Source organism: Bacillus sp. CIS52 (genome assembly GCF_053545315.1).
Window position 1 is genome coordinate 16438 of the sequence record NZ_JBIUFR010000006.1, and the last position, 14749, is coordinate 31186.

The 14749-nt window shown below is 46.8% G+C and carries 13 protein-coding genes and 5 tRNA genes; 13 read left to right on the forward strand and 5 right to left on the reverse strand.

Features of this window, described 5'->3' with window-relative positions; translation table 11 throughout:
* Positions 1 to 3 precede the first annotated feature (3 nt).
* The 5 genes from pbp4b to ACH32G_RS17190 all read right to left on the reverse strand — a co-directional run bounded on the left by pbp4b (position 4) and on the right by ACH32G_RS17190 (position 4766).
* Positions 4 to 1287 carry a penicillin binding protein PBP4B gene (pbp4b, locus tag ACH32G_RS17170; RefSeq protein WP_049627797.1) on the reverse strand — a complete coding sequence of 428 codons (1284 nt, stop codon included), beginning with the start codon at positions 1285 to 1287 and terminating at the stop codon, positions 4 to 6.
* An 18-nt stretch (positions 1288 to 1305) separates the two neighbouring features.
* Positions 1306 to 2673 carry a PTS transporter subunit EIIC gene (locus tag ACH32G_RS17175; protein WP_448814625.1) on the reverse strand — a complete coding sequence of 456 codons (1368 nt, stop codon included), beginning with the start codon at positions 2671 to 2673 and terminating at the stop codon, positions 1306 to 1308.
* A 137-nt stretch (positions 2674 to 2810) separates the two neighbouring features.
* Positions 2811 to 3740, reverse strand: a complete 930-nt coding sequence (gene murQ, locus ACH32G_RS17180) for an N-acetylmuramic acid 6-phosphate etherase (RefSeq protein ID WP_045926348.1) — start codon at positions 3738 to 3740, stop codon at positions 2811 to 2813.
* Between the two features lie 79 nt (positions 3741 to 3819).
* Positions 3820 to 4296 (reverse strand): GNAT family N-acetyltransferase, encoded by a 477-nt coding sequence (locus ACH32G_RS17185; protein WP_448814626.1) that lies wholly within the window; start codon positions 4294 to 4296, stop codon positions 3820 to 3822.
* Between the two features lie 17 nt (positions 4297 to 4313).
* Positions 4314 to 4766, reverse strand: coding sequence for a DUF523 domain-containing protein (locus ACH32G_RS17190; RefSeq protein ID WP_045926346.1), 453 nt, complete (start codon positions 4764 to 4766; stop codon positions 4314 to 4316).
* Positions 4767 to 4946: 180 nt separating this feature from the next.
* Between ACH32G_RS17190 and ACH32G_RS17195 the strand changes: the two genes are divergently transcribed.
* From ACH32G_RS17195 to ACH32G_RS17255, 13 genes are all read left to right on the forward strand, one after another.
* Positions 4947 to 5018, forward strand: a tRNA-Glu gene (locus tag ACH32G_RS17195).
* Between the two features lie 3 nt (positions 5019 to 5021).
* Positions 5022 to 5097 (forward strand) — tRNA-Val (locus ACH32G_RS17200).
* Positions 5098 to 5102: 5 nt separating this feature from the next.
* Positions 5103 to 5175: transfer RNA gene (locus ACH32G_RS17205), tRNA-Thr, on the forward strand.
* 19 nt (positions 5176 to 5194) lie between these two features.
* Positions 5195 to 5279, forward strand: a tRNA-Tyr gene (locus tag ACH32G_RS17210).
* A 4-nt stretch (positions 5280 to 5283) separates the two neighbouring features.
* Positions 5284 to 5355, forward strand: a tRNA-Gln gene (locus ACH32G_RS17215).
* A gap of 227 nt (positions 5356 to 5582) precedes the next feature.
* Positions 5583 to 6146: an RNA polymerase sigma factor SigW gene (gene sigW / locus ACH32G_RS17220; RefSeq protein WP_047476068.1), complete on the forward strand. Its 564-nt coding sequence runs from the start codon at positions 5583 to 5585 to the stop codon at positions 6144 to 6146.
* A 13-nt stretch (positions 6147 to 6159) separates the two neighbouring features.
* Positions 6160 to 6777 carry an anti-sigma-W factor RsiW gene (gene rsiW, locus ACH32G_RS17225; RefSeq protein WP_016936922.1) on the forward strand — a complete coding sequence of 206 codons (618 nt, stop codon included), beginning with the start codon at positions 6160 to 6162 and terminating at the stop codon, positions 6775 to 6777.
* A gap of 174 nt (positions 6778 to 6951) precedes the next feature.
* Entirely contained in the window at positions 6952 to 7773 is an 822-nt protein-coding gene (gene cdaA / locus ACH32G_RS17230; protein WP_003156763.1) for a diadenylate cyclase CdaA, read from the forward strand.
* Positions 7766 to 9205 (forward strand): CdaR family protein, encoded by a 1440-nt coding sequence (locus ACH32G_RS17235; protein WP_047476073.1) that lies wholly within the window; start codon positions 7766 to 7768, stop codon positions 9203 to 9205. The genes cdaA and ACH32G_RS17235 overlap by 8 nt, the downstream gene beginning before the upstream one ends.
* A gap of 17 nt (positions 9206 to 9222) precedes the next feature.
* On the forward strand, positions 9223 to 10569 hold the full coding sequence (gene glmM, locus ACH32G_RS17240) for a phosphoglucosamine mutase (RefSeq protein ID WP_045926343.1): 1347 nt from the start codon (positions 9223 to 9225) through the stop codon (positions 10567 to 10569).
* A 431-nt stretch (positions 10570 to 11000) separates the two neighbouring features.
* Positions 11001 to 12803, forward strand: coding sequence for a glutamine--fructose-6-phosphate transaminase (isomerizing) (gene glmS / locus ACH32G_RS17245; RefSeq protein ID WP_045926342.1), 1803 nt, complete (start codon positions 11001 to 11003; stop codon positions 12801 to 12803).
* A gap of 419 nt (positions 12804 to 13222) precedes the next feature.
* The gene (locus ACH32G_RS17250) at positions 13223 to 14095 is read left to right on the forward strand and encodes an ABC transporter ATP-binding protein (protein WP_448814627.1); all 873 of its coding nucleotides are present in this window, start codon (positions 13223 to 13225) and stop codon (positions 14093 to 14095) included.
* Positions 14073 to 14735, forward strand: a complete 663-nt coding sequence (locus ACH32G_RS17255; RefSeq protein ID WP_448814628.1) for an ABC-2 transporter permease — start codon at positions 14073 to 14075, stop codon at positions 14733 to 14735. The genes ACH32G_RS17250 and ACH32G_RS17255 overlap by 23 nt, the downstream gene beginning before the upstream one ends.
* The last annotated feature ends 14 nt before the right edge of the window (positions 14736 to 14749 follow it).

Genomic DNA, 14749 nt, shown 5'->3' on the forward strand with positions numbered 1-14749 from the left:
TTGTCATTCAATGGCTTCGTAAATCGCTTTTACGACGCTGCCGTAGCTTCCGGTCGGGAAAAGATCCCCTTCAAAAACATTCGGATTTTCACCGGGGCTGACGACGGGTGAATGCTTTTTGTTGGTCAAAAGCGTGATCCCGAGATGATAAGCGGGGTCAATGATCGTGACGGTGCCGGTCCATCCGGTATGGCCGTAAGCCTGCCTGCTTGCATAAGGGCCGAACATCCACTCCATATCAGGGCTGCCGTTTTTCCGCCAGCCGAGAGCGAAAGTCGGGTCAGAGGATGACGCCGTTGTGAACAGATCGGCCGTTTGCCGTGTGAAGAGAGAAACATGTTTGTAACTGCCGCCGTTCAGCATGACTTGAAGAAGGACGGCCATGTCATCAGCTCTTGAAAACAGTCCTGCATGGCCGGACACCCCTCCCATTGAGTAAAATGCTTTTTCGTCATGAACCTCTCCTTGCAGCGTATACGTCCTGATATGAGGAAAATGGATAACCCCGTCACGCGTGTTGCCTAAACGTTCAGTAGCTGCGAATGCTTTTTCTTTGAAGCCTTTTTGCAGCGGGTTAAACAGTGTGTGCGTCAGTTTCAGCGGTTTGTACAGTTCTTGTTCCGCATAGGCATCAAGGGTTTTTCCGGTTATGTTTTCAATAATGCAGCCGAGCAGCATGTAACCGATATCACTGTATACGTGTTTTGTTCCCGGTTTGTATTCAAGCGGGATCTGGGTGAGAAAACGGATCGTTTTGTCCCGTTCTTGTGAATAAAAAGGGCCTGCGGTGTCCGGCTTATAAAAATAAAAGCTTGCCGGCAGACCGGATTGATGCTGCAGCACATCAATGACGCGTATGCGGTCTTTTCCTTGAATCGGATCGCTTTTCCTGTCTTTGAAATCGGGAAGGTAAGCCGAGACTTTTTGATACACATCCAGCTTTCCCTGGCTGACGAGGCGCTGTAATGCAAAATTCGCCGCATACATTTTTGTGTTGGAAGCTAAATCAAACATAGTTGACGTTTTCATTTTTTTCGGACGGGATAAAAGGCTGTTTCCGTCATATTTTTTGCTGTAGCCGTATGCTTTCTTTTTGATCACCCGTCCGTCCTTTACGACAACGAGGACGGCTCCCGGGAATCCTGCTGCGATGTCTTTTTCAATCATTTGATCAACCTTTCTGAGCTTTGCTGTGTCGTATAATTTGGATTGGGCTCCGGCTTTGTGCTGCGGCAGAAAAGAGAGGCTGATGACCATGGTGAGTACGGCGGCTGCCAGTGTTTTCATATTCTGTTCCCTCCCGGCTTATTCAAATTCAGCAGCCATGTCATCCTTAAACCCGAAAGCATAGGTGAAGACAAAGCCCGCCGCATAAGAGATGAAGAGACCGATGATATACAAAACGATTTGAGCCGGCTGTACGAGAAAAGAGAGCGGAAGGCCGGAGACACCGATTGAAAAAGTCGCTACTTGAAAATGGGCTTGAAAGGCGCCGCCGATACCCGCCCCTAAACACGCTGTTAAAAACGGCCGGCCGAGCGGAAGTGTGACGCCGAAGATGAGCGGCTCCCCGATTCCGAGCAGACCGGATGGAAGTCCGCCGCCGATCGCTCTTTTCAATGAGGCTTTTTTTGTTTTTATAAAGATGGCGAAGGCCGCGCCTACTTGACCTGCGCCTCCCATTGCGAGAATCGGCAGAAGCGGGTCATCCCCGATGGATCGGATGAGTTCCAAATGCACGGGAGTCAAGCCTTGATGCAGGCCGGTGATGACAAGCGGCAGGAAGGCGGCTCCTAATACAAATCCCGACAGCACTCCCCCGATATTCAGCAGCGACAATAAACCTGATGTAATCAAATCAGAAATAAAACCGCCTGCAGGGATGAAGATGACATATGTCACCAGTCCTGTGATGAGCAAAGACAAAGTAGGCGTGACGATAATGTCGATGGATTGATGGACGTATTTTCTGATAAACCGTTCCGTATAAGCGATAAAAATCGCAGCGAAAAGAACGCCGATTAAACCTCCCCTGCCCGGGAGCAGATTCTCTCCGAACAAACTGATATTGGCGATCTCCGGGTTTAAGATCAATATGCCTGCAAGGCCGCCCATCGCGGGTGTTCCGCCGAATTCCTTCGCCGCATTGATGCCGACAAGGACGCCGAGGTAAGCGAATAAGCCTGAACCGATAACCGTTAAAATAAGTGCGATTTGAGATTCTTTCGGGAGCCAGCCGGCCTGAATGACGGCTTTCGTCATGCCGGTGATTAAACCTGATGCAATGAGTGCGGGAATAAGAGGAATGAAGATGCTTGATATTTTTCTCAAAAGCAGTTTGATGGGTGTTGTATTTTTTCTGTTAAGATCGGCTTTTTTCCGTGAGGCGGCTTCTTTTAAATCAATGTTTTTTCCGGGTGACACCAGTTTTGCGAAAGCGTCGGCGACATGATTGACGACACCCGTGCCGAGAATGATCTGCAGTGTTTCGGCTTCGACGACGCCTATTACTCCGTCAAGACGTTTCAGCGCTTCAATATCCGTTTTGTCCTGATCTAAAGGCGTAATTCTCAGGCGTGTCATACAGTGGGTAAAGCCCGAAATATTCGATGAACCGCCGCAGTTGTCCAGAATATCTTTGGCCAGCGACTGATAAAATGCCTCTTTGCTCATGAAGACCCTCCTCTTTCCGTACCATTTTTCCCGCGGAGCTGTGCCTGAAACGCATCCTGAAAGCGCCTGCGCCGATCATGAAAACGGCGCGGCTGGTAAAAGGCACATGATGATCAGTAACGGAGCCAAAAGAATGATCAGCGATTTGTTTCGCTTGAAACATGCTGTTCTATGGCTTTGTCAATGAAGCCTTCCGATTCTTCGAGCAGTGCTTTCGCGTGTGTTTTGTCCGAATTCGTCTTCAGCATGACGATTGCCGTTTTGACATGGCTGTCTGCGGCCTCAAGGGTTTCTTTTGCTTTATCGTACGGAACGCCCGTAATGCTTTGGATAATGCCGATTGCCCGTTCTTTCAATTTTTCGTTGCTGACATGAACGTCCACCATTAAATTTTCGTACACTTTGCCGCTTTTGATCATCACGGCCGTGGAAATCATGTTCAGAATCATTTTATGTGCCGTCGCGGCTTTCATTCGTGTTGACCCTGTAATCACTTCGGGGCCGACGACGACTTCAATGCTGTGATCGGCAAAGGTGCTGATCAATGAGTGCTTATTGCATGTGAGCGCGACGGTTTTGGCGCCGATTGTTTTTGCGTATTTCAGCACACCGGCCGCATACGGTGTGCGCCCGCTTGCGGCGATGGCGATCACGGTGTCTTCAGCGGTAAGGCCGATCGTTTTGAGATCGAGAGCGCCGGTTTCCTCGCTGTCTTCTATACCTTCAGCCGCTTGCAAAAAGGCGTCTGCCCCTCCGGCCATCAGACCGATGACGGTGCCGGGACTTACGCTGTATGTAGGCGGGCATTCAACCGCATCAAGTACACCAAGCCTGCCGCTTGTGCCCGCTCCCGCATAAATCAGCCTGCCGTTTCGCCGCAAAGACTGATGGGCAAATTGAACGGCAATTTCAATATCAGGCAGCACCTGCTGAACGGCGTCCGCCACTTTGAAGTCCTCTTGGTTAATGATGCGGAGGATTTCCATCGTGTCTGCTTGATGGATTGAAGCGGTCTGCGGATTTCTTGTTTCTGTGGTCAATCTGTGAATGTTAAGCCGGTCTGTCATGAAAGTACCCTCCCAAGTCTTTATTACTTGAAGTATAGGGGCTTCTGAATATATGTTTCAAGAAAAAAATCAAACGCTTTCACAAAAAAAGATGCAGAATGTGCTGTTCGCCGATGGGGCCGATCCTGCGACGCTCTTTATCAATAAAACCGGAAGACAGGTACAGGTTCTTTGCGCGATGATTGCGATGGTTCACTGCAAGCACGATCTCGTCACACCAAGGAAAATAACTTGCGGCAAAAGCGGGGAGCTGCAGCATCGCTTGTTTGGCATAACCTTTTCCTTGCTGCCGCGCATCTATGGAAAGTGCGCTCAGTAAAATGGCAGACACGCTGTTCGAATATGGAGCTATGGTTTCCTTTGAGGTATGTAAAATGAAAAAACCGACGGGGGTGTCTTCTTTTAAAACGACTGTAGGATAGCGCTCCCGGATGACAAGAGCCTGCGGCAGTACATCCTTCGGGAGCGCTGTGAACATTTTATCTTCTTCACTGAGTACAAACCCGTTCAGGCCGTCTGCATGCTCCGGTTTATAAAAGGATAGGGCTGCAACCATGATATCTACTCTCCTTTTTATAGTTGATCCAGTTCATTTTCTGATAACACGCGGCAGCCTGCCCGTTTTAATAGAGCGGAAGTGATGCCGTCCCCGATTATCTTTTTCCCGGAGAAAGTGCCGTCATAGATGAAGCTGCTGCCGCAGGACGGACTGTTTTCTTTAAGGATGACCGTTGCGGCGCCTATTTCTTTTGCGTATGCTAACGTTTTTTCCGCGCCGTCTATATATAAAGATGTAACGTCTTCACCTGATGCTGTTACGATTCTTGCTGTTCCGTTCAGCACGTCTTCGCCCGTGCCGCCGATGATTTCCGCCGGTTCGCGGGGAGTGGTGAAGCCGCCCAAAAGTTCGGGGCAGACCATAACAGCTTTCTTTTCCTCTACGAGTCTGCGGATTTTTTCCGAAGCGGCGTGAGAGCCGTTATACCTGCATTCGATACCGCCGAGACAAGAGCTGACTAAGATCATCTGTGTCCATTCCCTTCAATATTTTGATACTTTCATCTTAAATGAAATAAGAGAGAAGGGACGAGTTTTTCAGTTAAAAAACGGGTAAAAAAGTTTGAAAATAAAAAAAATAAATTTTCTCTTTACAAAAGGGGTATAACCTGTATATAATAACTTTTGTCAGCTCGACGCGGACACAACGGCCCGTTGGTCAAGCGGTTAAGACACCGCCCTTTCACGGCGGTAACACGGGTTCGAATCCCGTACGGGTCATATGGAGGATTAGCTCAGCTGGGAGAGCATCTGCCTTACAAGCAGAGGGTCGGCGGTTCGAGCCCGTCATCCTCCACCATATTTGCCGGCCTAGCTCAATTGGTAGAGCAACTGACTTGTAATCAGTAGGTTGGGGGTTCAAGTCCTCTGGCCGGCACTGTTTTTCAACAAAATACGGAGGGGTAGCGAAGTGGCTAAACGCGGCGGACTGTAAATCCGCTCCCTCAGGGTTCGGCAGTTCGAATCTGCCCCCCTCCACCATTTTTGGGCTATAGCCAAGCGGTAAGGCAACGGACTTTGACTCCGTCATGCGTTGGTTCGAATCCAGCTAGCCCAGTCTCAGACACCTTTTGCATAAGGTGTCTTTTTTATTTGTATTTCGTCTCGAATTCTGATTGTTCATCAGATATACTATTTTTAAGCTGCTGTTAAGGCATTATATTCTGTATTTTCCATCTACACCCTGCCTGAAATTTGGTAAAATAAATGTAATAAAAAAATGAAACCTTTTAAAACAATCAACGTATAGATACAGACCGGTGAAGGGCAGAGGTAAGATAAAACATGGAAAACCTGATTAAAAAAAGAATCAAGCAAGTCAAAAAAGGCGATCAAAATGCGTTTGCGGAAATCGTTGACCTTTATAAAGATAAGATTTACCAGCTTTGCTACCGCATGCTCGGCAATGTCCACGAAGCGGAAGATATTGCGCAGGAAGCTTTCATCAGAGCGTATGTCAATATCGAGAGCTTCGACATCAACAGAAAGTTTTCAACGTGGCTTTACAGAATTGCGACCAACCTGACCATTGACCGAATCCGCAAGAAAAAGCCTGATTATTATCTGGACGCAGAAGTGGCGGGCGCAGAGGGGCTGACGATGTATTCGCAGATCGCCGCGGACGGGGTTCTCCCTGAAGACGCCGTGTTGTCATTGGAGCTGTCGGACACAATTCAGAAAAAGATTTTAAAGCTGCCTGACAAGTACAGAACGGTTATTGTATTAAAGTATATTGATGAACTCTCTTTAATTGAAATCGGGGAGATTCTGAATATCCCTGTCGGCACCGTCAAGACAAGGATACACAGAGGCAGAGAGGCTCTTAGAAAACAATTAAGGGATCTTTAAGTGGGGTGATGAAATGAGCTGTCCTGAACAGATCGTGCAGCTTATGCATAAGCATCTTGATGGAGATATTCTTCCTGAAGATGAAGACGTATTAAAACAACATTTGCGGTCATGCGGGAATTGCAAACGGCATTTTCATGAAATGGAGAAATCCGTAGCGCTCGTCCGGAGCACATCGCATGTCACAGCCCCTGCTGATTTTACTGCCAAAGTTATGGCGAATCTTCCAAAAGAGAAAAAACGCGCTTCTGTAAAACGATGGATCAAAACTCATCCGATAATTGCAGCCGCGGCGGTTTTTGTGATTTTAATGGGCGGCGGTTTTTTCAACAGCTGGCATAACGACCACAATTTCAGTGTGTCAAAGCAGCCGAACCTTGTCGTGCAGAATCACACGGTCACCGTCCCTGAAGGAGAGACCGTAAAGGGCGATGTCACAGTAAAAAACGGCAAGCTGGTCATTAAAGGGAAAGTCGACGGCAACGTGACCGTGGTTAACGGAGAAAAATACATGGCCTCAGCCGGACAAGTCACCGGGCAGATTGAAGAAATTAACGAATTGTTTGACTGGGTCTGGTACGAACTGAAAACAGCGGGTCAGGGCGTCGTGAGTGCTTTAGACTCCGATTAAAGATGAGTAAAGCGTATAATCGCTTTACTCTTTTTTTACGCGGCGCCGCGCTGGCTGATTTCACTTGATAAATCAAAATGTGGTATAATGAGCACGCTATATGATGTACATATTGCTCATGCAGCACAATTCATAACAAAAAACGAAATGACTGAATTCTTGGAGGACGAGGAAATGGCTTTTGAGGACATCCCATTTTTGCAATACCTCGGCAATGCCGTTGATATTCTCCTTGTTTGGTATGTGATATATAAATTAATCATGGTCATACGCGGAACGAAGGCGGTTCAGCTTTTGAAAGGAATCGTCGTCATCGTGTTGGTCCGGATGGCCAGTTCATATTTGGGACTCAGTACGCTTCAGTGGCTGATGGACCAAGCGATAACATGGGGATTTTTAGCGATCATTATTATATTCCAGCCTGAGCTGAGACGGGCGCTTGAACAGCTCGGACGGGGCCGGTTCTTTTCACGGAGCGGCACCCCCGTGGAGGAAGCGCAGCATAAGACAATTGAAGCGATTACAAAATCAATCAGCTACATGGCGAAACGCCGCATCGGCGCCCTTATCGCCATTGAGCGCGACACGGGGATGGGCGATTATATTGAGACGGGCATCCCGCTTAATGCGCAGGTCAGCTCGGAGCTTTTGATTAATATCTTCATTCCGAATACGCCGCTGCACGATGGAGCGGTCATTATGAAAAATAACGAGATCGCAGCGGCTGCCTGTTATCTGCCGCTTTCTGAAAGCCCGTTTATTTCAAAGGAGCTGGGGACGCGGCACAGAGCTGCTGTCGGCATCAGTGAAGTGACGGACAGCTTAACCATTATCGTATCTGAAGAGACGGGCGCCATCAGCGTGGCCAAAAACGGAGACCTTCACAGAGAATTGACGGAAGAAGCACTGAAAGAAATGCTTGAAGCCGAGTTTAAGAAAAACGCCAGAGATACTTCTTCTAACCGCTGGTACTGGAGGGGCAAGAAAAATGGATAAATTCTTAAACAACCGCTGGGCTGTAAAGATCATTGCATTGCTCTTTGCGCTCCTGCTTTATGTTGCGGTTAACAACAACCAGGCGCCGACTCCGAAAAAGCCGGGGGAATCCTTTTTTCCGACATCAACGACTGACGAGGCTACGCTTACTGATATTCCTGTAAAAGCATATTATGATGAAGCGAATTACGTGGTCACCGGCGTGCCTCAGACCGTAAATGTCACGATTAAAGGATCGACAAGCGCGGTGAAAAAGGCGAGACAGACGAAGAATTTTGAGATATACGCCGATATGAACAAGCTGAAGACCGGGACTCATAAGGTCGAATTGAAGGCGAAAAATGTATCGGACGGACTGACGATATCCATTAACCCGTCAGTCACGACGGTTACGATTCAGGAAAAAACGGCTGAGAGTTTTCCGGTTGAAGTTGAATACTACAATAAAAGCAAAATGAAAAAGGGGTATACGCCCCAGCAGCCGATTATCAGCCCGAAAAACGTACAGATTACGGGTTCGAAAAATGTGATTGACAACATTTCGCTTGTCAAAGCATCCGTGAACCTTGAAAATGCAAATGAAACCATTGATAAGGAAGTGAAGGTGACCGTCTATGACAAAGACGGCAACGCACTTCCTGTTGATGTTGAACCGTCAGTCATTAAAGTGACGGTTCCCGTGGCCAGTCCGAGCAAAAAGCTCCCTTTCAAAATCGAAAGGAAGGGAAGTCTTCCTGACGGGGTGAGCATTGCAAGCATTGACTCGAATCCGAGTGAGGTGACGGTTTACGGCCCGCAGGACGTGCTGGATTCACTTGAGTTTATCGACGGCGTATCTCTTGATTTAGGCAAAATTGATAAAGATACGGATATAGATGCCGACATCCCGCTCCCTAAGGGTGTGACAAAGGTGTCGCCGGGGAAAATTACGCTTCATGTTAAGGTAGACAGTGAAGACAAAAAAGATTTTGACAATGTCGCAATCAAGACGGTCGGATTGGGAGGCTCGCAGCAGATTGAGTTTCTCGACCCTGAATCGCGGGCGATAAATATTACGGCCAAAGGCTCTCCGGCCAACATTAAGGCGCTGAAAAAGTCGGACATTGAACTGTACGCCAATGTCTCAGACTTAGATGACGGAGAGCATTCTGTAAAGCTTGCAGTAAACGGACCGCAAAACATCACATGGTCCCTGTCCAAAGATACGGCTAAAATCAAGCTGACTTCTAAGAAAAACACAAGTTCAAATAAAAATAACGGCAGCTCCGCCGATTCCGGCAATAAGGACGGAACAAGCGGAGACGCAGATAAAGACAAGAACAAGAACCGGGAAGAAGACACTGACAGCGATCAGAATAAAAGTCAGAACCAGGATCAAAATCAAGACCAGGATGAAGGCGGATCAAGCGCTGATTCATCTTCAACAGAATGAAAAAGGAGCGATACAAAATGGGCAAGTATTTTGGAACAGATGGTGTAAGAGGTGTTGCCAACAGCGAGCTTACGCCAGAGCTGGCCTTTAAAGTGGGGCGTTTTGGCGGTTATGTCCTGACCAAAGATAAACAGCGCCCGAAAGTGCTGATCGGCCGTGATACACGCATCTCCGGACATATGCTGGAGGGAGCCCTTGTCGCCGGACTTTTATCGATCGGAGCTGAAGTGATGCGCCTCGGCGTCATTTCTACACCGGGGGTATCCTATTTAACGAAAGCCATGGATGCTGAGGCGGGCGTCATGATTTCCGCTTCTCACAATCCCGTACAGGATAACGGAATTAAATTTTTCGGAGGAGACGGCTTTAAGCTTTCTGATGAGCAGGAGGACGAGATTGAACGTCTTATGGATGAACCGGAAGATAAGCTGCCGAGACCGACAGGCGCGGACCTCGGGCTTGTGAACGATTATTTCGAAGGCGTTCAAAAATATCTGCAGTTTTTAAAGCAGACGGCAGACGAAGATTTCACGGGCATTCATGTAGCGCTTGACTGCGCCCATGGTGCGACATCTTCCATTGCGACGCACCTTTTTGCCGATCTTGATGCTGACGTGTCTACAATGGGGACGTCTCCGAACGGATTAAATATTAATGACGGCGTCGGTTCTACACATCCGGAAGCGCTGAGTGCTTTCGTCAAAGAAAAAAACGCCGACATCGGCCTTGCATTTGACGGCGACGGCGACCGCCTCATTGCCGTTGATGAAAAAGGAAACATTGTCGATGGCGATCAGATCATGTACATATGCGCGAAGTATTTGAAATCAGAGGGCCGTCTCAAAGATGATACCGTCGTATCAACCGTGATGAGCAATCTCGGTTTCTACAAAGCGCTTGAAAAAGAAGAAATCAAAAGCGTTCAAACGGCAGTCGGAGACCGCTATGTCGTAGAAGCGATGAAAAAAGACGGCTATAATGTGGGCGGCGAGCAGTCAGGGCACCTTATTTTCCTTGATTACAACACTACCGGTGACGGGCTCTTGTCCGCGATCATGCTTGTGAATACGCTGAAAGCGTCCGGCAAAACCCTTTCAGAGCTTGCGGCTGAAATGAAAAAATTCCCGCAGCTTTTAGTAAATGTGAAAGTGACGGATAAATATAAGGTGGAAGAAAACGCTAAGGTGAAGGCCGTTATTTCTGAAGTGGAAAAAGAAATGAACGGAGACGGCCGGATATTAGTGCGTCCGTCAGGCACCGAGCCGCTCGTCCGCGTGATGGCTGAAGCGAGAACAAAAGAGCTTTGTGACGAATATGTCACAAAAATCGTAGATGTCGTGCGGACAGAAATGGGAGCGGAGTAGCGAAGTTTATAAACAGAGAGCGAACAAGACAAGTGCGATCAGCATAATATGATAGTAAACATGATGCCGGGGCGGCAAAAAATAATTGACCGTCCTTGGCACATGCTGTAAAATCAAGCTTGTTCGGCCTTTGTTTTTCACTTGCAGGGAAGGCGGAATTGTTTGCATCTTTTATAATTACAGCGCCCGAACTAAGCGCCCGAAAAACGGCTTAGTTGACGAGGATGGAGGTTATCGAATTTTCGGCGGATGCCTCCCGGCTGATTCATTTAGATCACAGCCGTAAGGATTTCTTCAAACCGGAGGGGCGACTCTCCGAACAAAGGGAAATCACATGATCTTCCAAAAAAACATGTGGGAGGGGACGATTGAAAGTCCCCTTGTAATTCGGCTTTCTTCGTCTCCTTTTACACCTTTAGGAGGAAGAAAAAATGTGTGGAATTGTAGGTTATATCGGTCAGCTTGATGCGAAAGAGATTTTGTTAAAAGGATTAGAGAAGCTTGAGTACCGCGGATATGACTCTGCCGGTATCGCTGTGGCGAACGAGCAGGGCGTGCATGTGTACAAAGAGAAAGGCCGCATCGCCGACCTTCGTGAAGTGGTGGATCCCGCGGTTGAATCTCAAGCGGGAATCGGACATACACGCTGGGCGACTCACGGCGAACCAAGCTTCCTGAACGCTCACCCGCATCAAAGCGCACTCGGCCGCTTTACACTTGTTCACAACGGTGTGATCGAGAACTATGTTCAGCTGAAGCGCGAATATCTTGAACACGTTGAACTGAAAAGCGACACGGACACTGAAGTAATCGTTCAAATGATCGAGCAATTTGTGGCGGGAGGTCTTAATACAGAAGAAGCGTTCCGAAAAACACTCACTCTGCTAAAAGGCTCTTACGCAATTGCATTATTTGACGGCGAAAACACAGACACCATTTTCGTTGCAAAAAACAAAAGCCCTCTGTTAATCGGTCTTGGAGATACGTTTAACGTCGTGGCATCTGACGCGATGGCTATGCTTCAAGTAACGAATGAATACGTTGAGCTTTTGGATAAAGAAATGGTGATCGTGACAAAAGACGAAACCGTGATTAAAAACCTTGACGGTGAAGTCATGACACGTGCGTCTTATATCGCTGAGCTTGACGCCAGTGATATCGAAAAAGGCACATACCCTCACTACATGTTAAAAGAAACGGATGAGCAGCCGCTTGTTATGCGCAAAATCATCCAAACGTATCAAGACGAAAATGGCAGACTGGCTGTGGCCGGCGATGTCGCTGACGCCGTGGCGGAAGCGGACCGCATTTATATCGTGGCTTGCGGAACGAGCTACCATGCCGGTCTTGTCGGGAAACAATATATTGAAATGTGGGCAAACGTCCCGGTTGAAGTGCATGTAGCGAGTGAATTCTCTTACAACATGCCGCTTCTGTCTAAGAAGCCGCTCTTTATCTTCCTTTCTCAAAGCGGAGAAACAGCGGACAGCCGTGCCGTGCTTGTTCAAGTCAAAGCGCTGGGCCACAAAGCGCTGACAATTACAAACGTTCCGGGGTCCACGCTTTCCCGTGAAGCGGATTACACATTGCTTCTGCATGCAGGTCCTGAGATCGCGGTTGCATCAACAAAAGCGTATACGGCTCAGATTGCCGTGCTTGCGATCCTTGCATCAGTTGCGGCAGAACGCAACGGCGTTGATATCGGCTTTGATTTAGTCAAAGAATTAGGTATCGCGGCAAATGCCATGGAAGCCCTCTGCGACCAGAAGGACGAAATGGAAATGATCGCGCGTGAGTACCTGACTGTTTCAAGAAACGCTTTCTTCATCGGCCGCGGCCTTGACTACTTCGTATGTGTCGAAGGCGCCCTGAAGCTGAAAGAGATTTCTTACATCCAGGCGGAAGGCTTTGCCGGCGGCGAGCTGAAGCACGGAACAATCGCCCTGATCGAAGAAGGAACACCTGTCTTTGCACTGGCAACACAAGAACACGTCAACCTGAGCATCCGCGGAAACGTGAAGGAAGTCGCAGCCCGCGGCGCCAACACTTGCATCATCTCGCTGAAAGGCTTAGATGACGCAGACGACAGATTCATCCTGCCGGAAGTCAACCCTGCGCTTGCTCCGCTGGTTTCTGTTGTGCCATTGCAGCTGATCGCTTACTACGCTGCACTGCACCGCGGCTGTGACGTTGATAAACCGCGTAACCTTGCGAAGAGTGTGACTGTGGAATAGATATATTTAACCCCTTTGGTTATTAGCCAGAGGGGTTTTTTAATGCGGAAATGAGAAAACCCTACTCTTTGCGATTTTAAAGAAATCCCCGTTTATATATTGAAAAGGAATAACACCTGCTTTATAATACGAGTTGCATTCCGGTTAACATCCATAAATGTAATCATTAGTAAATCGTTTTGTGCATGCCTCATCGGAAAGTAATCACCTCCAGCAATTTTCATCATGAATATCCATTCTATAAACGTAATCAATCGATTGCACTTCCACATTATGCTTAAGACTTTAAAATCTTTTTTGTTTTGCCGACTCCGGCTTCATTATGGAATACCTCGACTAGATATAAAAATCACAATATTTTTGCAATAATCCGGTTCAATTCTTGAAAAAGTCCTGACAGCAGTGATAGGAGTGGAATGATGTCAAATCTTTTAGAAGTCAGAAACCTCAGCAAATCTTTTGGTCATAAAGCTGTTTTAAAAGATGTCACATTCAATGTGCCTGCCGGGTCCATTGTCGGTTTTATCGGTGATAACGGTGCAGGCAAATCAACAACATTTAAAACGATATTAGGGTTAATCTCTCAAGATAGAGGGAAAGTGAAAATCTTTGGTGAGGAGAATCTGGATAAACATATAAAGTTCAAAGAAGATATAGGGGCCGCATTTGATGCGATGAATCTGCCCGTGCATCTTACGATAAAGCAGCTGAATCATGTATTTAAAAAGCTATTCGGTGCTTGGGACCAAGACAATTTTTATCGGTTGGTTCAATCTTTCTCTTTACCTATGGATAAAAAAGTAAATACATTCTCGCGCGGCATGTCGATGAAGTTATCCGTAGCTGTTGCTTTGTCGCATAACGCAAAATTATTAATCTTGGATGAAGCAACGGGAGGGCTTGATCCCTCTTCAAGAGATAATCTGTTAAATGAATTAAAAAGCTTTGTGAGTAAATGCAACGGCGGTATTTTACTTTCATCACATATTATGTCTGATGTTGAGAAGATAGCAAGCCATATCATTATTATGAAAGATGGCGAAATTTTATTAAATGAAGAGAAAGACAAGGTTCTTGCAAGCTATACTGTTATAGATGTTGATGAAGGTCAATTGGCTGAGCTCAACGAAGATATCGTTCTTGCAAAAAGGAACCTTGGATCTTATTGGAGTGTGCTTGTATCGGATCGACAGAAATTGCCGAATGGCGTAACGGCCAAAACCATTTCAATAGAAGAAATCAGTGTCTTTTTAACGAGGAGTGAAAAACATGAGAGGTCTGTTATTGACTAACTATTACTTAGTTTATCGAAGTTTCTTTGCATACACGGGGTTGGCCATATTGATATCAGCAGTCATCTTTTATTTTGGAGACGCTTCAATGCATCGTTTTGTTGCTATGCTGATTATTTTGTTTGTCGTCATGCCCGCACTTGAGGTTATAAAGTATGAGAGTAAGTCTGGCTATGACAAGTATGTGCTGACTTTACCGGTCAGCAGAACAAATATTGTTCAAAGCCACTATGTCTTCTATCTTTTGGTTGTTATGATCGGAGCTGTAATATCTTATGGCGTTTTCTTTGTATACAGCCTGGGTTCTGATGAACAAATTGTCGGCATATTGAATATTGTCTCTTTTGGAACGTTCATCGTTCTCTTTGCCGGTGCAATCGTTTATCCTCTTCTCTACATGATAGGCCCGGAAAAGTCTGATGCTATTGTAATTGGAGGGGCAATGGGGGGACTTTTTGCTACCTTTGGATTGCAAAGTGTCGTTGGTTATGTAGCAAAACAATTATCGCCGTCGTTTTTGCACATAAATCCTTCTTTATATGTCCCGATTATATATCTCATGATCGGCGTTATCTTATATATCATTTCATTTTTCATAGCCGCAGCTATCTATCATAAAAAAGAATTTACAACAGGATAAGGCATGGAACGGGC

Excerpts from the sequence above, each read along its gene's own strand:
- ACH32G_RS17175 (WP_448814625.1), bottom strand. The coding sequence starts at position 2,673 with ATGAGCAAAGAGGCATTTTATCAGTCGCTGGCCAAAGATATTCTGGAC.
- ACH32G_RS17235 (WP_047476073.1), top strand. The coding sequence starts at position 7,766 with ATGGATAAATTCTTAAACAACCGCTGGGCTGTAAAGATCATTGCATTG.
- murQ (WP_045926348.1), bottom strand. The coding sequence starts at position 3,740 with ATGACAGACCGGCTTAACATTCACAGATTGACCACAGAAACAAGAAAT.
- rsiW (WP_016936922.1), top strand. The coding sequence starts at position 6,160 with ATGAGCTGTCCTGAACAGATCGTGCAGCTTATGCATAAGCATCTTGAT.
- ACH32G_RS17190 (WP_045926346.1), bottom strand. The coding sequence starts at position 4,766 with ATGATCTTAGTCAGCTCTTGTCTCGGCGGTATCGAATGCAGGTATAAC.
- cdaA (WP_003156763.1), top strand. The coding sequence starts at position 6,952 with ATGGCTTTTGAGGACATCCCATTTTTGCAATACCTCGGCAATGCCGTT.
- pbp4b (WP_049627797.1), bottom strand. The coding sequence starts at position 1,287 with ATGAAAACACTGGCAGCCGCCGTACTCACCATGGTCATCAGCCTCTCT.
- ACH32G_RS17185 (WP_448814626.1), bottom strand. The coding sequence starts at position 4,296 with ATGGTTGCAGCCCTATCCTTTTATAAACCGGAGCATGCAGACGGCCTG.
- sigW (WP_047476068.1), top strand. The coding sequence starts at position 5,583 with ATGGAAAACCTGATTAAAAAAAGAATCAAGCAAGTCAAAAAAGGCGAT.
- ACH32G_RS17255 (WP_448814628.1), top strand. The coding sequence starts at position 14,073 with ATGAGAGGTCTGTTATTGACTAACTATTACTTAGTTTATCGAAGTTTC.
- glmS (WP_045926342.1), top strand. The coding sequence starts at position 11,001 with ATGTGTGGAATTGTAGGTTATATCGGTCAGCTTGATGCGAAAGAGATT.
- glmM (WP_045926343.1), top strand. The coding sequence starts at position 9,223 with ATGGGCAAGTATTTTGGAACAGATGGTGTAAGAGGTGTTGCCAACAGC.
- ACH32G_RS17250 (WP_448814627.1), top strand. The coding sequence starts at position 13,223 with ATGTCAAATCTTTTAGAAGTCAGAAACCTCAGCAAATCTTTTGGTCAT.